This is a genomic window from Sinomicrobium endophyticum, from assembly GCF_052983315.1.
Genome location: NZ_JBRKIS010000030.1, coordinates 20,102 through 39,965, shown reverse-complemented (window position 1 = coordinate 39,965; position 19,864 = coordinate 20,102). Strand labels below are relative to the sequence as shown.

24 protein-coding genes and 1 pseudogene are annotated in these 19,864 nt (G+C 43.4%); all 25 read right to left on the bottom strand.

Annotation, left to right across the window (positions count from 1 at the left end):
* Positions 1 to 35: 35 nt before the first annotated feature.
* On the bottom strand, positions 36 to 1,226 hold the full coding sequence (gene egtB, locus ACVBDU_RS12080) for an ergothioneine biosynthesis protein EgtB (RefSeq protein WP_447180011.1): 1,191 nt from the start codon (positions 1,224 to 1,226) through the stop codon (positions 36 to 38).
* Between the two features lie 11 nt (positions 1,227 to 1,237).
* Entirely contained in the window at positions 1,238 to 2,236 is a 999-nt protein-coding gene (gene egtD, locus ACVBDU_RS12075) for an L-histidine N(alpha)-methyltransferase (RefSeq protein WP_447180010.1), read from the bottom strand.
* A 161-nt stretch (positions 2,237 to 2,397) separates the two neighbouring features.
* Entirely contained in the window at positions 2,398 to 2,700 is a 303-nt protein-coding gene (locus ACVBDU_RS12070; RefSeq protein WP_447180009.1) for a phosphoribosylpyrophosphate synthetase, read from the bottom strand.
* A gap of 136 nt (positions 2,701 to 2,836) precedes the next feature.
* The gene (locus ACVBDU_RS12065) at positions 2,837 to 3,226 is read right to left on the bottom strand and encodes a RidA family protein (RefSeq protein WP_447180008.1); all 390 of its coding nucleotides are present in this window, start codon (positions 3,224 to 3,226) and stop codon (positions 2,837 to 2,839) included.
* Between the two features lie 73 nt (positions 3,227 to 3,299).
* Complete coding sequence (locus tag ACVBDU_RS12060) at positions 3,300 to 4,271, bottom strand: alpha/beta fold hydrolase (RefSeq protein WP_447180007.1); 972 nt, start codon at positions 4,269 to 4,271, stop codon at positions 3,300 to 3,302.
* 19 nt (positions 4,272 to 4,290) lie between these two features.
* Complete coding sequence (locus ACVBDU_RS12055; RefSeq protein WP_447180006.1) at positions 4,291 to 4,731, bottom strand: SRPBCC family protein; 441 nt, start codon at positions 4,729 to 4,731, stop codon at positions 4,291 to 4,293.
* A 24-nt stretch (positions 4,732 to 4,755) separates the two neighbouring features.
* Positions 4,756 to 5,148 carry an OsmC family protein gene (locus ACVBDU_RS12050; protein ID WP_447180005.1) on the bottom strand — a complete coding sequence of 131 codons (393 nt, stop codon included), beginning with the start codon at positions 5,146 to 5,148 and terminating at the stop codon, positions 4,756 to 4,758.
* A 28-nt stretch (positions 5,149 to 5,176) separates the two neighbouring features.
* Positions 5,177 to 5,494, bottom strand: a complete 318-nt coding sequence (locus ACVBDU_RS12045; RefSeq protein WP_447180004.1) for a GNAT family N-acetyltransferase — start codon at positions 5,492 to 5,494, stop codon at positions 5,177 to 5,179.
* Between the two features lie 283 nt (positions 5,495 to 5,777).
* Positions 5,778 to 6,758 carry an alpha/beta hydrolase gene (locus tag ACVBDU_RS12035; RefSeq protein ID WP_447180003.1) on the bottom strand — a complete coding sequence of 327 codons (981 nt, stop codon included), beginning with the start codon at positions 6,756 to 6,758 and terminating at the stop codon, positions 5,778 to 5,780.
* A 96-nt stretch (positions 6,759 to 6,854) separates the two neighbouring features.
* Positions 6,855 to 7,145 carry a UBP-type zinc finger domain-containing protein gene (locus tag ACVBDU_RS12030; protein WP_447180002.1) on the bottom strand — a complete coding sequence of 97 codons (291 nt, stop codon included), beginning with the start codon at positions 7,143 to 7,145 and terminating at the stop codon, positions 6,855 to 6,857.
* 10 nt (positions 7,146 to 7,155) lie between these two features.
* Complete coding sequence (locus tag ACVBDU_RS12025) at positions 7,156 to 8,799, bottom strand: FAD-dependent oxidoreductase (protein ID WP_447180001.1); 1,644 nt, start codon at positions 8,797 to 8,799, stop codon at positions 7,156 to 7,158.
* A 39-nt stretch (positions 8,800 to 8,838) separates the two neighbouring features.
* A complete protein-coding gene (locus tag ACVBDU_RS12020; RefSeq protein WP_447180000.1) occupies positions 8,839 to 9,096 on the bottom strand; it encodes a glutaredoxin family protein in 258 nt (85 codons plus the stop codon).
* Complete coding sequence (locus tag ACVBDU_RS12015; protein ID WP_447179999.1) at positions 9,089 to 10,270, bottom strand: cation:proton antiporter; 1,182 nt, start codon at positions 10,268 to 10,270, stop codon at positions 9,089 to 9,091. Before ACVBDU_RS12015 ends, ACVBDU_RS12020 begins: the two co-directional genes overlap by 8 nt.
* A gap of 11 nt (positions 10,271 to 10,281) precedes the next feature.
* Positions 10,282 to 10,494 (bottom strand): (4Fe-4S)-binding protein, encoded by a 213-nt coding sequence (locus tag ACVBDU_RS12010; protein WP_447179998.1) that lies wholly within the window; start codon positions 10,492 to 10,494, stop codon positions 10,282 to 10,284.
* 8 nt (positions 10,495 to 10,502) lie between these two features.
* The gene (locus ACVBDU_RS12005; RefSeq protein WP_447179997.1) at positions 10,503 to 10,784 is read right to left on the bottom strand and encodes a GNAT family N-acetyltransferase; all 282 of its coding nucleotides are present in this window, start codon (positions 10,782 to 10,784) and stop codon (positions 10,503 to 10,505) included.
* Between the two features lie 11 nt (positions 10,785 to 10,795).
* Positions 10,796 to 12,160 carry an alginate export family protein gene (locus ACVBDU_RS12000; protein ID WP_447179996.1) on the bottom strand — a complete coding sequence of 455 codons (1,365 nt, stop codon included), beginning with the start codon at positions 12,158 to 12,160 and terminating at the stop codon, positions 10,796 to 10,798.
* Between the two features lie 63 nt (positions 12,161 to 12,223).
* Positions 12,224 to 12,748: a YceI family protein gene (locus tag ACVBDU_RS11995; RefSeq protein WP_447179995.1), complete on the bottom strand. Its 525-nt coding sequence runs from the start codon at positions 12,746 to 12,748 to the stop codon at positions 12,224 to 12,226.
* Positions 12,749 to 12,777: 29 nt separating this feature from the next.
* Complete coding sequence (locus tag ACVBDU_RS11990; protein ID WP_447179994.1) at positions 12,778 to 14,574, bottom strand: amidohydrolase; 1,797 nt, start codon at positions 14,572 to 14,574, stop codon at positions 12,778 to 12,780.
* 64 nt (positions 14,575 to 14,638) lie between these two features.
* Positions 14,639 to 15,328 (bottom strand): hydrolase, encoded by a 690-nt coding sequence (locus ACVBDU_RS11985; protein ID WP_447179993.1) that lies wholly within the window; start codon positions 15,326 to 15,328, stop codon positions 14,639 to 14,641.
* A gap of 53 nt (positions 15,329 to 15,381) precedes the next feature.
* Positions 15,382 to 15,826, bottom strand: a pseudogene (locus ACVBDU_RS11980) (pirin family protein).
* Positions 15,827 to 16,170: 344 nt separating this feature from the next.
* Positions 16,171 to 16,554 (bottom strand): hypothetical protein, encoded by a 384-nt coding sequence (locus ACVBDU_RS11975; RefSeq protein ID WP_447179992.1) that lies wholly within the window; start codon positions 16,552 to 16,554, stop codon positions 16,171 to 16,173.
* Positions 16,555 to 16,585: 31 nt separating this feature from the next.
* Complete coding sequence (locus ACVBDU_RS11970) at positions 16,586 to 17,941, bottom strand: alginate export family protein (RefSeq protein ID WP_447179991.1); 1,356 nt, start codon at positions 17,939 to 17,941, stop codon at positions 16,586 to 16,588.
* Positions 17,942 to 18,006: 65 nt separating this feature from the next.
* Positions 18,007 to 19,026 (bottom strand): LLM class flavin-dependent oxidoreductase, encoded by a 1,020-nt coding sequence (locus ACVBDU_RS11965; RefSeq protein ID WP_447179990.1) that lies wholly within the window; start codon positions 19,024 to 19,026, stop codon positions 18,007 to 18,009.
* Positions 19,027 to 19,362: 336 nt separating this feature from the next.
* Positions 19,363 to 19,506 (bottom strand): nuclear transport factor 2 family protein, encoded by a 144-nt coding sequence (locus ACVBDU_RS11960; protein WP_447179989.1) that lies wholly within the window; start codon positions 19,504 to 19,506, stop codon positions 19,363 to 19,365.
* 15 nt (positions 19,507 to 19,521) lie between these two features.
* Positions 19,522 to 19,836 carry a MoaF-related domain-containing protein gene (locus ACVBDU_RS11955; protein ID WP_447179988.1) on the bottom strand — a complete coding sequence of 105 codons (315 nt, stop codon included), beginning with the start codon at positions 19,834 to 19,836 and terminating at the stop codon, positions 19,522 to 19,524.
* Positions 19,837 to 19,864: the final 28 nt, after the last annotated feature.

Here is a 19,864-nt window from a genome sequence, read left to right as displayed (position 1 = left end):
GACAAACCAAATCAGCAATCTTATTATTTGGCTATTTATTGCGCCAATCTCACACCGGAAAATTGCCATCGTCGATCGGTTTGGAAAAAATTCCGGTACGTTTTGCGGCTATGGCCTTGTGGGGTTGCCACGGACGCTCCTCGCAAAACCATTTGATCGACCATGAACTTCCCATTGTATTCCCCTATGGCGCCTTTGGCTTTCTTGAATTTTGGGTAGGGCAGATAGGCGCTTTCCGTCCATTCCCAACGATGGCCCCACTTGATCAGTTCGGAAGCCACCTCCCATTCCATTTCGGTTGGCAATCTTTTGCCTCTCCATGCCGCAAAAGCCGCAGCTTCATAATAGCTGATATGGCAAACAGCTTCTTTGGCATCAATTTCCTTTAGGCCCTTGAGTTCATACTCCATCCAATGCCCATCCATCCAATGCCAGTACAGTGGTGCCTTGATTTGGTTCTTGTTCACCCATTCCCATCCTGCTGCATGCCAAAATCTAAAATCGGAATACCCTCCATCCTCAATAAATTCCAAATACTCCCGATTGCTAACGGGGTGGGGAGCGATCTCGAAGGCATCCAGATAAACCAAATGTCTTCCCTTCTCATTGTCAAAACAAAAGCCCTTGCCTTTGTGACCTATCCAATAGGCCCCTTCGGAAAAAGCAACCGGCTCTTCCCGTACAACCTGTATTTCATCAAGGACCGTTTCCTGGGAATAGGCCGGAAACAGGGGATTATGCCCCAGTATGTACTTGATGTCCATAAACAGCAGTTCCTGGTGTTGTTGTTCGTGATGAATCCCCAATTCCAAAATGTCCCATAGTTCTTTGTCGATACCCGCCCCCCCAAACAGTTGTTCGACATGCTTGTCCACGTATTGTCGGTACTGATAAATTTCGGACACCGTAGGGCGGCTCAGGTTTCCCCTATCCGTTCTAATTACCCGTGCCCCTACGGTTTCATAGTAGCTATTGAACACGAAGTTAAAATTGGGGTCAAACACCTTATACCCGACCAAGTTGGGAACCAGGACAAAGGTTTCAAAAAACCATGTCGTATGTCCCAAATGCCATTTGGGGGGACTCACATCATCTATGGGCTGCACCACATAATCCTCAGTTTGTAGTGGGGAACATATGGTCTCGGTATGCTTTCTAACACGTACATAGGTGTCCAATATTCGTTGTTCCTTATCCTTTTCTTTTTCTTTTGGCAATGTTTTCATAGGGCTTACCTTTAAACTTCTTCCTTGATTTTCCAGACAGCATCCACAAACCACTCCTTGGAGTCATGAATCATTCCGACGGTATCAAATCCGGTCTGTTCCGCTAGGTTTTGGATTTCTGTCAGGTCGTACTTTTGTGATATCTCTGTAGAAATCACTTCATGCTTATCAAATCGGATGGTATGTCCATCGACATGAACATCTTGTTCCCGCAAACTGACCAAAAAACTCCTGCATGCCCCACTAATCGGATCATACGTAGGATAATGCTCAAATTGGCCCAGGACAAAATCGGCCATAAGTTCCCTATTGATCCGTTCCAAAAGGTTCAAATTAAACTTGGATGTCACTCCTGTTGCATCATCATAGGCCCGAAGTACCTGTTTAGGATCTTTCTTCAGGTCAAACCCTATCAGCACCATATCGCCCGGAGAGAGCAAGCTTTGCAATTGACCACAAAAGTCCTTGCATTCATCCTGTTCCATATTTCCGATATTGGCCCCTAAAAAAAGAACGACTTTTCGATTGTTGGAGCAGGAACAGGCCTCGGCCAACATTTCCATGTATTCGCCCTCAAAACCTTGTACTTCCACTTCGGGGAATTCCGTTTGTAATGAACTGCCCAGTAAATCAAGAATAGAGTCAGAAATGTCAATGGGCATATAGTTAAATCTCGCATTTTCCAGGTAAAGCTCCCGAAGCAAATACTTTGATTTAAACCCATCCCCTGCCCCTAGTTCGATCAAGTCGAACGGGGTACCGTCCTTGTTGACCAACTTACTCAGTTCACCGGTTTTATTCTTGAATATGTCCAGTTCACAATCGGTCAGGTAATACTCAGGCAACCCCATGATTTCCCTGAACAATGCCGACCCTTTTTTATCATAAAAATATTTGGGGTACAATTGTTTTGGTGAAGAAAACAATCCCTTCAACACATCCTCCCTAAAGCGCAACACGGTTGCCCTTCGAATTCCTGATACTACCGTACTGGTTCCGTTTAAATCCAATTTTATTCTATTTTTCGTTTCACTAATTAAGCTTCTGTGTGTTCCAAACACTTCCACAAGTTGCAGTATCACTGCCCCAAACATTAAATAACAGCCCAGGGTTTCCAATGGACAAGCATATGTGATGTTCAATGCACAAAATCCCTGAAATATGAAAGGGATCAAACTTTGAGTTTGTCCAACATTTCATCCGTAATACTTTCTGAATAAATACCATAACCATTGACCAATTGTCCTTTTAGCTTGTATTTATCCGATGAAATAGCATATAGAATACTGGAGTCCCCAGGGTCACTCATACCTTCAAAACGGTAGTATTCATCTATTTTAAATTCATCATGGAATACTTTGTATTCGCCATTGCGGCACTCAAGGCAATTCTGTTTTAGGTTAAAATCTTCTACATAACCCTCATCTCTCAGTACATTCATTGCCTGGCTCAACGTATCAAAATCTCTTTTCATGATTATATCCGGTTTTTTATTTTAATTCAATTATTGCCCAATTAAAAGAACCTCAAAATTCAATCAACAATTAAAGAGGTAAACTGTAAAGAGTTTTACAGCCCTCCTTCTTCACAACATCATGTGATTTATCAGCTTATTTCACTACAGTTACTTCGAGTTCAACGGTTAAGGTTTCAAAAAGGCTTACAACTTCAAGTAATGTTAGCGCCTGTTTTATTTCATTCTTTTCTACCCAATTTTGAAGTATGTTAAAGTGTGGCCAAAGTTCTTTTGTTGAAGTTGTATAAATGTTAAGCCTTACGATATTTCGGCATTCATACCCAGCCTCAGAAATTACTTTTTCCAGGTTCTTAATAGCTAATTCCAATTGGGTTTTCATATCCGCGGTGCTGGATATACCTTCATCGTTAATAGCAGTTTGACCGGATATATATAAAGTTCCAGTTACATTCTTTACTTCGACCGCTTGATTGTAACTGCGCTCATTTTGCCAGGTCCAAGGGTTGATTACACGTTTTTCCATTTTTCTTGATTTATATTGAGCGAATAAATCGCAGTTATTGTGTTGATTAATAGGAATGTCAATATGAGTTATGCTATTTATTTACCACACCTCCCATAAAGGTTCTGATTTTATTTATGATTTCAGTTCCATCTTCTTCCAAAGCAAAATGTCCTGTATCATAAATATTATAGTCAATGTTTCTCACATCTTTTTTAAATGCTTCAGCTCCACTTTCAGGAAAGTATTCGTCATTTTTCCCCCAAACAACCAATAACGGTGGTTGATTGTCCCTAAGGTACTTTTGCCATTTTGGATATAGTTTCAAGTTATTTTGATAGTCGTACCATAGATCCAAATTGACTTTATGGGCATTGGGACGGCTCATTCTCAAATAATCCAAATGCCAGGTATCAGGATTCACATTTTCAGGATTGCGGGTTCCGTGGGTATAGTCCCATCTTAAACCTTCCAATGTAAAAGCAGGTAATAATGCCTTTTCGGTACTATCGTTCCTATCCGCCCAAAGGGCTTTGATCCCTTTCCATATTTCTCCAATACCTTCCTCATAGGCGTTTCCATTTTGTGTAATGATCGCTGTGATGTTTTCCGGATGTGCCGTAGCAATTCTAAATCCGATCGGAGCACCATAATCCTGCATCATTATGGCGAATGAATCCAGGCCCTTTAACTGTAAAAACGTATCCATCGTTTCTGCAATGTTGTCAAAAGTGTATTCATATGTGTCCGGTGACGGAAAGTCGCTATTCCCGAATCCGGGATAATCCGGAGCTATTAAATGATATTCATCAGAAAGTTGGGTCAATACTTTTCTATATTGATGTGAAGAGGATGGATATCCATGCAGCAATACAATTGTAGGGTTTTCAGGGTTTCCAGCCTCTCGATAGGCAACATTCACTCCATTAACTTCTAGTGCTTTATATTTAATTTGTTCCATTTTATTTTCTTTTTTTATTATTATTTGCTTCTCTACAGTTGAATTCTCTTGACATCCGAGAGCGAACATCAACAGTAACAGGTAATGCGGTTTTAAATTTTTCATAATCGGTTCGCTTTTATATTTATAAATCCAAATTGCTTTCCACTCGATTCTTCAACTCTACGTTCATCCACTCAAAGCCTGTCTTGGTATTATCCTTAAGTTGTTTTCTGAATAACCCTACCAACATCCCTTTAAAGGTTTGGCTATGGTTAAAAATAGTAGTACCGTTACCGTTGTCCATGAGTTCAAACTTATGTTCTCCGTCGAATACACCTTTGAACCATAACTTTCCTATCCAACGAAATTCTTTATTATGTTCAAAGGCCAGTACTGCTGGTTTAAATGTCATATGCTTACCTTCTGGTGATACGATGCTTACTGTGATTTGACCGCCAACCTTTGGTTCTCCCGTAATGCTTGTAATAAAAGAATTCCAATTGGGGGAGTTTTCAAAGTCCATCAAGACCGTCCAAACTTTATCAAGTGTGGCATTTATTATGATTTGTGTCTTGATTTCCATTGCGACCAGATTATTTCTTAATTTTTATTTCAAATAAGATTCTACCGTAATATTTCCGGTAATCATTTTTTCTATCGGACATTTTGACCCCATCTCCAATAATCGCTCACGCGCTTCACTTTGAAGGTTTCCAAACAGTTGGATTTCTTTCATAAAGGTCACCTCACCTGTGGCCATGTTCCTTTTGAAACCTACCTTGATCTCCACCTTTTCCAAATCCCATCCTTTCCTGTCCGCATACATTCGCAGGGTCATCGCCGTACAGGCCGCCAAGGAGGATTCAAGGAGTTCTGTGGGTGTAAACCCCAAATTTCCCCCGCCCAACTCTTCCGGTTCATCGGCTATGACGATATGGTTTCCAGCTTGGATTTCAGTTTTATATTTTTGTTTTCCTATAGTAGCAAAGCTTGTTTTCATCCTATTTCAGATATGGTTATTATTTTGGCTAAAGTTTGTCATAGCCCTTAAATTTTTTGCTCACAATACGCTTCCACTCCGGGTGTCTTTGTATATAGGCAAATACAAACGGACAGAAGGGTAGCAATTGAAGCTGCTTATCTTCCAAATACCGCAAGGTCTTCTCGATAAGTGCGCTGGCCGCTCCCTGCCCTGACAACTCCGGGTCGGTCTCTGTATGGACCAAGGCAATTTGATTGCCGAATTCCCCATAATTGGTGAATGCATATCGACCCCCTATTTCTATTTCAAAACGTCTTCTTTCCTCGTTCTTGAAAAGTGCTATATTTTTATATTCAGGTTTCATAAAGCATGTTATTGGATAAGTACTATCTATTTATTCATTTGAGATAAGCGGAATACATCCAAATCAGCTTTTCCTGTTCACTGATATAATCGTTCATCAAAGCATTGGTGCCCGCATCGTTTATTTCTGCTGATTTATCCAATAAAACTCTTTGTTTGGATAAAAGGATTTGAAGTGACCCTATGATTTCCTGCACAGAACTGTGTCCATCGTGGTCATTGTTATTTTTCAGTAAATGACAGTGACATTAAAGGTGGCACTGTCATGAATTCAATGTATTATTCTAATTGCTGAATAAGGCTTCATGCAATAGCGCCGAAGCTTGTGTCAAGGCTTCCTGTACCCCTGGGATGTGGGACAATGGGTTCAACATCCCATAGTCGTGTATCATCCCTTTGTAGACGGTGATCGTGGTGGGAACTCCCGCTTCATCGAGCTTTCGCCCATATGCAACGCCTTCATCGTAGAGGATATCATTTTCGGCGACCTGTATCAGAGCCGGTGGCAATCCTTTTAACTCTTCCAGAGTGGCATTTACCGGAGAGACATACTTTTGCTTCCGATCCTTAGGATTGGGAATGTACATATCCCACATCCACTCCATGATCGGGGTGGTCAAGAACCTGCCCTGGGCATATTTCTTGTAGGACGGACGGCTTGTGTCGGAATCCACGAGCGGCCAAAGCAAGAGTTGAAAGGCCAGTTTGGGGCCATTTTTCTCCTTGGCCATCAAGGCCACCACGGTGGACATGTTTCCGCCTACACTGTTCCCGGCAACCGCCAGTCTGGAACCATCCACACCGATTTCATTACCGTTCTCAGCCACCCAAGTAGTGGCTGCATAGGCCTGGTTGATGGCTACAGGAAACTGAGCATCCGGGGTTGGGGTGTAATCCGGAAAGACGGCCACAGCGCCACTTCTCACTACTAAATCCCTTACCAGTCGTTTGTGCGTGGGATAATCTCCCAATACCCATCCCCCACCATGGAAGAACATGAACACGGGCAGCTTGCCCTTTGCTCCTTTGGGCTTTACGATATGGAGGGTAATGGTCTGGCCATCCTGGGTTATTTGTCGTTCCGATTCTTCAATATCGCTGTAGTCATAGGATACCGATTTTTGTGCATCCACAAGCACCTGACGGGCATCTTTAGGGGATAGTTCTTCTAATGGTGGCCCATCACCACTGTTCAGTACCGCCAAAAATGCACGGGTATCCTTTGAAATGTTGGGGTCCATTTCCCCCTGAACTGTTTGTGACATAATGTTGTTGTTTAAAATGGTTAATAAGAAAAAAAATGTTGCCCCTGCTAATTTGATCTGTTTCATAGTGTTTCTATTTTTGGTTTATCATAATATTCAATTGTTCTGTTTTAAGGGTCTCTTGATCTGGTCCACATAGCACCAGGCAAACCTGGACCAAGGCTTGGGCAAAATCGAAGTGACCACGGGGTGACCGGTTTCCTCAAAATGCTTTTGGGCGTGTTGGTTTGGGGAAGCGTTACAACACAATACGGCACCACAGGTTTGGCAGAGTCGCAAATGGTTCCATTTGCCCCCGGTCTTCACACATGCTTCACATACCTTTATATGGGTCGTCTTGAAATCTTCCCTGTCCAAATGCCCACAATGTTCTTTTGTGTCTTCCATGATATTTTTTCTAGGCATTCACTTTGAGTTCGGCCAAATATTGATGGATCTGGCTTATGGCCATGGAACCTTCACCCACTGCCGAGGCAACCCTTTTCACGGAACCTTTCCTGACATCGCCGACCGCAAAGAACCCCGGTATACTGGCTTCCAATGACTGTGGTTTGCGTTGATCGAATATGAAACATTTGATCATGGCAGCCTCCAAAACATCGGGTCCGGTATAAATGAAACCTTTTTCGTCCATGGACACGATCTGGTGCAACCATTCGCTACAGGGTCTTGCGCCAATGAAGGTGAACAAGTTGGATATTCCTATGGTCTGGGGTTTCCCTTCTGATTCCAGTATCAAGGATTGTAAATGGTGCGCTCCGTTGAGTTGGACCACATTGCTGTTTTTATGGACGATGATATTGGGTGAAGAATAAATTCGTTGCACCAGGTAATCGCTCATTTTGGAGCCCAGGTCATCGCCACGGATGATCACATGTACCTCAGCGGCATGGTCAGCCAAAAACAAAGCTGCCTGACCTGCTGAATTTCCGCCGCCCACTACGCCGACCAATTCATTTTTACAGGCCGATGCATTCATACCGGTAGCGGAGTAGAAAACGCCGCTGCCCTCAAACTTCTCGATGTTCTCGATGGGCAACCTTCTATATTCCGCCCCGGTGGCAGCAATTATCGATCTTGCCTTGATCTTCTTGTTGTTGGATGCGGTCAATGTAAAGTAATCCCCATTGTGCTCCACTTGCTCTGCTTTATGTGGAATGGATATGTTACAACCAAATTTCTGTGCCTGGAGATAGGCCTTATTGGCAAGATCGTTTCCAGAAATCCCTGTGGGAAATCCAAGGTAATTTTCAATTTTCGAACTTTTTCCAGCCTGTCCTCCTGGGGCATTGCCATCAATGGTCACAACGGACAATCCCTCTGAAGCGGCATAGACACTCGCCGCCAGTCCAGATGGTCCCGCCCCGACCACCAATACATCATAGATGTCGTCACCGAAATCCATCAGTACCCCGGTCAATCTTGCCAGTTCGGCAAGGCTGGGATTTTTATATAGCTCACCGGACATATTGATGAGTATGGGAAGGTCCCTCGCATCAAGTTTAAAACTATCCAATAGTTCTTTTGCTTCCTCGGACTCATCGATATTGAGAAATGAATGCCAGATATGGTTCTTCTCCATAAAATCACGCAGTGCATAAGTGGCTTTGGACTTTTCGGACCCAATCACCTTGATACCCCCGACAAACTCCTTTAGCATGACTTCCTGCCTTAGGAGAAATGCACTTAAAAGCACTTCCCCGATCCCGCTGTGTTTGGATATGATTTCCTTCAGGATGTCCGGCTTAATACGCAATACGGAAGCGCCCTGTGAAGCATGGGCGCTAAAAGGTATCCTTCTACTGGACAGCATACTGTTATCCCCGGTAAATTCATTGATCCCGTGGGTTACGAGCACTTTATTTTGATCATGGGAATCTTTCATGGCGATTTCACCCTCCAGAACGATGTAAAAATCATAGTCCCTATCACCAACCTGAAAAAGCACTGTTTCTTTTTCAAAGCTGATGATGTCACCATATTCCTTAAGGGTATTGATCTGTTTCTGTGTCAATATGGGAAATCTAGGGTCGGTCATCATGCTATTGCATTTTATTGTTAATTTGTTGTTTTCTTAAAATCAGCTATCAATGTGGTGTTTCCTCAAAAATGCATTGAGTTCCGGTACACTTGGATTTTTGATAAAATCATTCCCAGCCATTACCGTGGGAAACTTGAGGGTCCCATCATACAGTGACCTTATTTTAAGTTCTGCCACAGCATCGGTCTCCACGTTAAAATCTTCAAAAGCTATCCATTTGCCTTGCAAATAATTGCGAATGGCAGCTGATTTGGGGCACCAATCGGTGCCGTACAATTGCAATTTTGGTCTATCCATTTTTAGTGATCATTTTTTTGATTGTGGGATGGATTTTTTCCGCATTGGTGACGATAAACGGAGTCACGGACATCAGGATGATGGACACCGCCAAAAATATCTGGTAGTTGTTGGGACTGATCAAATCATATTGTAATCCACTCTGTGCAAGGACAAAGGAAAACTCACCGATCTGTGCGATTGAAAATCCAACAGCAAGGGCCGTTTTCCATTCCAGTCCCAATACTTTTACCGCTAAGATTCCGGCTACTGCCTTTACGGCAAAGGCAAACAAGGTCCAAAATACGATCCATCCTAAATCGGTCAGGAATATTTCATAGTTGAGCAACATTCCCATCGAGATGAAAAAGAAACTCATGAACACATACCGAAAGGGCAAAAAACAGGTGATTGCCATATGGTCATAATCGGTTTCCGCTATGATCAAGCCTGCGATAAATGCGCCCAATGCGAGCGAGAGACCCAATTGCTCCGTAAGTAGTGCAATACCCGTAACGATAAAGATCAAGGCAATCAAGAACACTTCCTGACTCTGAATCTTCATAACGTTTTTTAGGAAATAGGGAATCACAAAACGGGCCAGTGCATAGGCAATTCCACCCATCAATACTAATTTGGCCAATAGCCATCCAAAAGCGGCAAACGAATTCCCTCCGACCCCCGCGATTATTGGGGTCATCAACATTAAGGGCACGATCATGATGTCCTGGAACAGCAGGACCGCCAAAATGAATTTCCCATGGGGCGTCACTATTTTATTGGAGTCCTGCAATGTTTTGATGACAATGGCGGTACTGCTCAAGGCATAGAGAAACCCCCAAAAAATACTTTCCTCCCAACTGGGCCTCATGGTCAACCATATAAGTGCCGCAGTAAGCAGGATGGTAAAGAATACTTGTGCACTTCCCCCACCCAACACATAGTTCTTGATCTTTTTGAGTTTATCGAATGAGAATTCAAGTCCAATGGTAAACAACAGCAGGATTACCCCGATCTCGGCATACACATCAACCTCGTCCATATTGGCGAAGTAGCTGGAGGTATTGGGACTGAGCAGTATTCCGGTGATCAAGTACCCGATGATATATCGGATCTTAAGGAACCTGCATATAATGACCACAGCCGTGGCCACGCCAAAAATGGCACAGATGTTCAGCAGAATGTGGTGTTCCATGATATTTGTTTTTAGGACTCCCGGAAGCTCAACGCTCCGGAAGGACAATTATTGATTTGATTTTTTAGGGCCTCTGTCGAGGCATTTTCTGGTTTTATCCATGGTTTTGCCTTGGGGTCATAGACTATGGGCAAGGTTTTGACACAGATCCCCGAGTGAATGCATTTTTTGGGCTTCCAGATTACAGTCAAACCATCCTTTTGATACTCTTTGATATTTTCCATTGTATTCATTATTTTAACACGTCCTTGATTTCTTCTATTTTTCTGAACATTGATGCCGCAAAAGGACACAAGGGGATGATCTTTATATTCTTCCGCCTGGCCATCTCCACAATTTTGTAGAGCATCTGTTTGCCCACCCCTTTGCCGTTGTGAGCCGGATCAACATCGGTATGGTCTATGATGATCAATTCGGGTCCGGCAATGGAATAGGTCATAGATCCCACCTGTTTGTCATTTTCTTTTGCCAATGCCATCCCTTTGCTTTCAGATTCAATTATCTGTATATCCATATTTTGCTATTTTAAAACTTAATTTCGGTGGTCAACACAACATGGTACAATGTGTCATCCAAATTATTTTCTTGTAAAAAAGGTCCTGGAAAAATCACGTTGCCTTCCAGTTCCACACCGATGGCATGGTTGAACCGATATCCTGCAATGAAGCCCATTTGATTGGCGATGAACCTTTCATCGTTCAGACTCGGATAATCCAAGGTCATAGCGGCCCCATACACCCCGTCTTTCAGGGAAAAGCGCCAAAAGGCCGCATAATCGATTTCAACGCTAACCTTTTTGAACCTTGTGTTCACATAGGGGTGCACATCGATTAAATTGGATGGACCGAAACGTGCCACCCTCCCAAAATAGGCACCTCTTGGATATAGGGCATCAAAGGTGTTCAGTTTGCTGTCAGCTTCATTTTTGTCTCCACTGATGGCCTCTGTTTTAATTCCCACTCCAAATGCCTTCCCCGGTACTGTCAGCTGGCCTTCGACTTGAAGGGACAAGGTCCAAGCAGAGATATCCTGTTTTCCAAAGGAGCCCAATTGATATACTACCTCATTGTTATAGGTAAGTCCCTTAAAGGTGCCAAAATGCCTAATCCCAAGCGATACCCTTCGCTCATTGTCCGTCCCACTCTGATACGTGGCCCCATTCTCTTTCTGATAAAGGACGTAGGCATCCAAATGGGTGACATCAGAAAAGCGGGCCGTGGTATACAGACCGGAAAACGTTTCGTCAAAGGTTCCAAGATCGTTATCAAACGCTCCCGGTTCCGGGGTCACCGGAATGGAGAAAAATGCTTGGGCCTCAAAGCCTTTTGTGCGATACCGAAATCCTGCCAAATCAAATGACCTTCTCACGTTTGGACCTTCCCGTATATCCACCAATCTTCCGGAGCCCAACCGTAAATTGTATCTCCCCACTTCCAGGGTCCAGAGAGAGGAGATTTTGTAGGCTACAAACAATTGGTTCACGTAAAGGGCATCCTTATCGACCGGACTAAGACTGTTTTTCCCATAGGTCCAACTACTCCCCAATTCAGCAAAGGTTTCGAACCGATCACCAAGTTTGAGATGGGCATGGAACAGGAATCTGTTCAGGTACCATATGTTGTCCTGACGTCCCTCCGTACTGAATTCCTCATTGACAAAGGACTCTGCTTGACCTCTCCAACTTCCTCCAAGGGTCAACTGATTTTTCTCCGATAGGTACGGATGTTTCAAAGAACGGTACCATGACATTCCCTTTCGATCTTTTACCACAGGAACACTATCGTCTTGTCGCAACAAGGCAAAACGGTAGGTGCTCTTCTCCTGTGCCAGGGTATCAGATATAACTATCCAAAGGGCAACTAATGACATCATGGTTTTCAGTACTCTCATAGCAATTACAACATTTGGTCAACTTGCATATCCACTACACCATTATCAAAAATCAGTTGTACGCTATACTTTGATAAACTGCAGGTCGATGTTCAATTTCACCGAATCACTCACTACAATGCTACCGGTTTCGGTCACAGTGCTCCAGTTGAGGTTAAAATCCTTTCTGTTGACTTCCCCCGTCATTTCGAAACCTGCCTTGGTCTGGCCGTAAGGATCCACAGCTATTCCGTTGAAATCCACTTGCAATACAATTTCCTTGGTGACGTCCCTGATCGTCAAGTCGCCCGTCAACCTGTTCCCATCAAAGGATTTGGACTTAAAGGTTATTTCAGGATATTCCTTGACATTAAAGAAATCGTTCGATTTCAAATGATTGTCCCGGTCCTTGTTTTTGGTATTGATGGACACTGATTTGGCCGAGAAATCGAAATCCGCATCAAGAAACGTATCATTGTCGGTCTCTATGGTTGCATCGAACTCTTCAAAATGGCCTGTTACCGTGGAAATCATCATATGCTTCACTTTAAAGCTGATTTCCGCATGTGCCACATCAATTTTCCAGTGGGTCCTTTCCTTTTTACTCATAAGATTTGTTGTTTACATTTTATGTTCAATTATTTACCTTGATAACCCCCGTAGTGTTTCACTGGCGACCAGTTTGGTACCACTTCAGGCAACGTTGGATCAAGGGCTTTATACATGCCATCGGCATACACTACCTTGCCCCCAACGACGGTCAACAGCGATTTTAGCGTGTTGATCTCTTTTTCCGGTACGGTGAAGAAATCATCGGACAATAGGGTGAAATCCGCATACATCCCATTTTCCAAAGTTCCCTTGACCATTTCCTCGTCGGAGATCCAGGCACTTCCCTTTGTATAGAGATGCAACGCCTCTTCCCTGGTCAGTCGGTTGGCCGATTCGGCCAATTGATAATCCCCTACCGTTTTTCCGGTGATCAACCAGTACAGTGCGGGCCAAGGATTATAGCTGGCCACCCGGGTTCCGTCGGTCCCAGCGCCAACGGGAAGGCCCATATCCATCATTTTCCGGACGGGTGGGGCCTGCTTTGCCTTTTCTTCACCATAGCGCTCCACAAAAAATTCCCCCGCATAGGCCATACGCGCTTGGATGGCAATTCCCCCGTTTAAGGCCTTGATCCGTTGCAACTCGTTTTCCTGAACAGTTTCCGCATGGTCGAACAGCCATCTTTTGGAAGCGAGCTTTCCATAGGTTTCCTGATTGACCTCCTCTATGACATCCAACATATGGGCAATCGTCTCCCCATAGGTGGCATGAATTCTGAAGGGCCACCCATTGTCCACATGAAGCCGAATAACTTTTTTGAGGTCCTCCCTCCATGTTGGCCTGTCTTCCAACAAAGGTTGGGGGGCCAAAAAATTTTCAAAGTCACCGGCGCTCCAGGCCAGGAACTCCCCTCCCCCTTCCAGTTCATAGCCGTGATCCAGATGGATCTCTCCATTATGTCCCACTTTGTTATTGGCCATCCACTCTTGAAATTCCGCATATTCTTCTCCTTTATTTTGTGGAAAGAGGTAATAGGAGAGTCGGATGGGCATTTCACCGGTGTCGGCCAAGAGCTTGGTGCCCGTATAATCTTTAGGGAATTTATGCCCACCACCACCGGCATCAATACCACTGGTGATTCCGAAGCTGTTCAATTCCCTGTAGAACTGCTTTGTGGAGTTGACCATTTCATCATTGGACAAAGGAGGCAAGGCCCCGATTCGTGCATAAAGTATTGTTGGGTTGGGTTCCGCCAACAATACACCGGTCAAGGTACCGTCCGGGCCTTTTTCAAAACTACTGCCTTCCGGAGCCTTGGTGTTTTCATCAATGCCCAAGGCATCAAGACCGGCTTGGTTCAACCATGCCCTACTATAGAGGAAAAGCACCAAGGTTGGGACATTCCCCGTGGCCTCATTGATCTCCTCGGGCGTGGGAAAGCGCTTTTCTTCAAATTGAAAGGGGCTCCATCCCCCAATAACGCGGACCCATTGCCCATCCGGGGTTCTTTCTGCCTGTTCCTTGAGCATTTCTAGGGCCCGTTTCAAGGATTTTACTCCATCCCAACGCAGTTCGGCATTATAGAAACGTCCTCCCCTGGTCAAATGCAGATGTGAATCGTTCAGCCCGGGAATCAGCGTCCTGCCCTTGGCATCGATGGCGATGGTCTTTCCATTTTGCCAATTCAGGATTTCCTGGGTGGTACCTGACGCAATGACCTTACCATCCCTGATGGCTATGGCCTCCTTAAAGGTTCGCTCCTTGTCCATAATGGCCACCTTGGCATTGACCACAATCAGGTCTGCATTTTCCACACCTTCTCCCTTCTCGCTTTTGCAAGCGATGAACATAGTGGTCCACAAAAAAATCGTGAAATACCTCATAACAATGCGGTTTATAAAGGATTTCTTCCTTCTCGTTTTAAGGAAGAAATCCTGGTTTGATGAATTAATGCTTAAGCATTTCTCTTGCATACTGTACCCCAATGCCATAGGGACCTGCATATTTTACCACTAGATCGTTAACCGCCTTATAGGTCTCTTGACGGGCCCAATCCCTTTGCAATTCCAATAGATACTGTAATGAGGTCATTGGTTTGGCACCGGCCTGTACCATTCGTGTCACCGCCTGATCGTGTGCTTCCTGGGAAACATCACCAGAGGCATCGGTGATGACATATACATCATAGCCCTCACTCAATGCGGATAGAACAGGCCCCACGATACACACGCTGGTCCATAGACCGGCCATTACAATTTTCTTTTTGTTTTTTCCTGTAATGGCCTTGTAGGCATTGATATCTTCCCAGGTGTTCATGGTCGTCCTGTCCACGTAACCAGAAGTCGATTCCGGATAAAATTCTTGGATTTCCGGAAAAACGGGACCACTGAACGATTTTTCTGCCACTGTGGTCACTACCGTGGGCACCTTAAAGATTTTTGATGCACCGGCTACAAGACCAACATTGTTCCTTAATTCCGTTGTTGAAATACTGTGCGTGGCAAAGGCCATTTGGCCTTCATGATCAATCAACAGCAATGAGTGGTTGGTCGGATTCAATAATTCGGGGCTAGGCTTTTGTGCCGCCCCAGCGGTAGTTAAAACAACTGCACTTAGAAATACAATAATTCGTTTCATCCTTGATTTGATTAAAGTGTCAATATTGACTGTTATACATTTTAATTCATATGTTATGACATTGGAACCTCCATTACTAGTAGCTCAACATCCTCCTTTGCATTTATATTCAATTGGTCGACGTCTCAGACCCCAAAACCATCCCTGCTGCCCAACGTTTGCTTGATTACGGAAACTTTTCCATGGAGCACAAAAACATAAACCCCATTTTTACCGGGCTTGTTCAAATGGTGCATTACCTCCTTTTCTTTTTCAAGTTTGGCCATATGGAACCATACTCCGGCATCCTCAGGGTATGGAAATGATTTCCATATTGTTATGGTGATGTGTGCCAAAGCCCATCCCCGCAGCGACCTTGTCATCATTCAGTACCCGCAAGGCACCAAAGTTCATTCGCTCAGGATCATAGTAATTGGCAAAACTGAAAGAGTGCCTCGATTCCAGCCAACCATGGTTGGCGTTCCCTCTTGTTTCGGCTTTATGCAATGTGGTATTCATAATTTGGATTTTTGGAATGTTGGGCTTCAAATATGTTATGACCATGACGAAATCCATGCCATTGTTTTAAGTTATTGATTATAAGTTATTTACATTTTAAAAAATATAATCAATCCTTCCGATTTTTAATACTTTTCTAATATTTTAGAATTTACCAAGGCTAACTGATGCTAATTTGCATCCCTTGAACCATGGTTATGGATAGGCTTATCCATAGTTTGGGTCGATAGATGAATTGGTAACGTGATATATCAGGGACAATAGTTGTCTACAAAAACTATATCTACCTGTAGGAATACCACTTACAAGCTAAAATCGTCAAGTCATTTCACTTTTAGGGAATACTACGATGTCGTAGCAGTGATGGGGTTGAGAACATCATTTTCCCGGAACGGCTTAAAAAACCCCTTCTTTTTAAAACATCCGTTTATATTTCTTAAATAATAGAAAAGTATTAAGGACGGCGTTTGTACATAGGGTCCAAAAGCGGTTCTAATGTAAACATAGGCACCTCCAGGGTCTGTAACCCTGCTTCCCACTTCCGCAAAGCAGAGCTTCACAAAAGCCACAAGAACTATACATAACAGATAAGCAAAAACACTGGAAGCCCCGAGGCCGAAAGCCACGATTGCAGGCAATACAAAAATACCGGAGTCCACAACCATATTGACCATATGGGCTCTGTATCCAAAAACACCTATTTCCCTTTTTAATTTGGTTTTGTTCATTTACGAGGTATTCTTTGTACTACTTAAGCCACTAGAACTTTATTTGTGCACTGACAAATCCGAATACAATATTTTCACCGGTAGATACCTCCCTGAGATATGCCCCTGAGTCGAACCAGCTCATGCCCGTAAGCAGAAAGACATGCTTATTGGCCCTGTAGGTAAGAATACCGGAAATCTGACTCCCTATATAACGGGAAGAAGCGTCATTATGCTCGAAAAACGGTAACATATTGGGCCGGTAAATTCCTTCACCTCTACTGTATCTCCAAAGAAAGGCATAATCGCAGGTAAATGCTGCTTTTTCCGAAAGATATAGTTTTACACTCGGGTGAATGTCCATAAGATTACTTGGGGCTATCGGTGCAGCCATACCAAAGTAGGCTCCGGGACCAAACATCGTATTCAAGCTTTGTTGCGTATTGTCTGTGTTGTCCTTGTCACCACTGATAAGATCAGCCTTGAGTCCGATTTCCGGAGTATATTTTATTGAAGTAAAATTATACGAAGTAGCTAAAGCAATGCTCCAGGCTGATATTTTCCTGCTGCCTATCGAGCCGAATTGATAGCCTCCTTCCAAATCATACCACCATTTACCACTGTTTTTAAAAACCCGGGAAGCGATGGTATGTCTTTTTTCCGTACCGGCACCGTCATAGAACAGCGCATTCTTGTTATAGAAACCCAAGTAATAGAAATTAAAATGCAGTTCCTTTTTTGATGTGGTAATATCCGAAAATGTGCCCCAAAGCCGTAAATCCGGTGAAGAGGTATCATCAAAAATACCCACTTTATCTGCCACGGCATGCAAATAGAAAATATCGGTTTTTATGTTATCTCCACTAAAAATTGCTGTAATCCCATCAAATGAACGGCGGGTATTGGGAGAATCCCTTAAAGAAATTAAGCGCGTAGAACCATAGCTTACTTCCTGTCTTCCCATACGGAATGTAATAGGAGTCTTAATGAATGGTTTGTAATCTATAAAAAGTTGATGAAGTTTTAATGGGTTTTCCTCAACAGGCAAAAGGATTTTCCTGCTATTGGCCAAAGCGCTCTGTAATTCCGCATAAACACGAACGTTTCCCGAGAGATGCAGGTCAGCATGTAACAGCCATCTTGTAAGCAAATACCCGTCATCATCCCTAAGATCCGGATTCCAACCTTCGTTGTCCATAATCAGGTATTGTGTTCTGAAATCGCCTCCAAAACTGATATAAGCATCTTTGCTGATCCTTTTATATTTCAATCGATGGTACCAATCCCTTACGGTATCTTTTTCGAGACCGGAGTAATCTTCGTTATACCGCACTTGTTGAAATTTGGGAATTTGCTGGGCGGTTACGAGGAAGCAATTACATAAAAGTACTATTAGCAAAACGCGCATTATTGATTTTTACTTTATGGAAGCATGTAAAACCTCCGGAGAAGCTCAGAGGTTTTACATTTTTATTATTTTGATTTTTTAATAAGCGGAATAACCTTTGTACCAATCAACTCAATGGATTTCAATAATTGCCGGTGTGTCAGACCGGCATTGTCCATTTGAAAGGTAAACCGGTCAATGCCACCAAGCGCTTCACTGTGTCGTAATAATTTTTCGGCAACTTCTTCCGGGCCACCAACCACCAACACACCTTTAGGCGCAATTAATGCATCAAAGCCGGCTTTCGTTACCGGAGGCCAGCCACGCTCCTTACCTGCTTTGGTCCATAGTTCGGCATAACCCGGATAGTAGTCTGTAATTGCCTCCTCACTTGTATGTGCCACATAGCCTGGTGAGTGTAACCCCACTTTTAACTGCTCGGGCGAAAACCCTGCTTTGGTTCCTGCTTCGCGGTAAAGGTCTATCAGGGGGCGAAAGCGTTCCGTTTCCCCACCGATGACAGCCACCATTAAGGGAAGTCCTAAAGAACCTGCCCGTATAAAGGAAGCCGGTGTACCTCCTACACCCAGCCATACCGGGAGCTTTTCCTGAAAGGCTCTTGGGTAAACGGGTTGGTTATTTAAAGCAGGTCTGAATTTTCCTGACCATGTTACATATTCCTGCTCTCGTATTTGGAGAAATAATTTCAGTTTTTCTGCAAAGAGCGCATCATAATCTTTAAGGTTATATCCAAAGAGAGGGTATGCTTCAATAGCTGATCCGCGGCCTACGACCAACTCTGCTCTTCCTTTTGAAATGAGATCCAGCGTTGCAAAACTCTGATATACCCGTACAGGATCATCCGTACTTAAAACCTTAACTGCACTCCCGAGAATAATATTTTTGGTCCTGGCAGCCGCAGCAGAAAGAATTACCGCTGGTGCCGAATCCAAAAACTCTTTTTTATGATGCTCTCCGATGCCAAAAACATCAAGGCCTGCATCGTCGGCAATGACTATCCGATCCAGTAACTGTTCCATAGCATCGGCACTGCTAAGATTACTGCCGTACATGGCCGATGCAAAACTATCGATACCTATTTCCATTTTTAAGTGTTTACTTTTTTTAATTTATATTTACTTTCATTGCTAAAATTAACATCGGGCAAGCATTGCCGTTGTCTCTGAATTTTCTTCTATGCAATCATATATACCGAGGACCGAATATCAACCCATAAGGTTTTTACGCTTTAGTTTCGATTACATAGGCCGTTAGCTCTGTCATTTTCCTTTCACGAAATCGCCATAAATCACAGTAAGTGTAATGCCTGTTTTTTCCGTCTTCGTCTGTTATTTCTATTTCTCCGAAAGCAGTCACGTATTCATTTTCAGAAATTAATTGTATAACATCAAATCTCGGTGGCACTATATAATTTATTGCCATTATCTAACAGCTTCTTTTCCTTCAAGAATTATGTCTCCTACAAATGTCCATCTGGTATCCTCGGTGCAGAATGCCAGAAAACCTTCATAATCACCAGCTGTAACGGCCTTATTGGCTTTTGCCAATATCTCTTTATTTTCCATATTGTAAACTTTTGTTTACAAAGGCTTTATTGTGCCTTTCATCGTATAAAAACTGCCATCGGGCAAGGTCGCATTGCTATAAATGATTCCGTTTTCATGGTCTTCGACATGGGTTACCGTTGCTCCGGATTTTTCTCTCCATGCTACCATATATACCTGCGGTCGAACTTCAGCGATTGTGGTTTCCACTCTTTCCGAATACCCATTGGTGGTTAGACCTCCTCCCTCTATTACCGTAAAAACCATGGATTCCTCGGCTTCGAAGTAGAGTTCGGTTTTCAAAACACCTACATCCATTATATATCTGTTGCCTGTTAAGTTGTTTTTCATTTTTAAATTTCTTTAAGACTTTATTCCG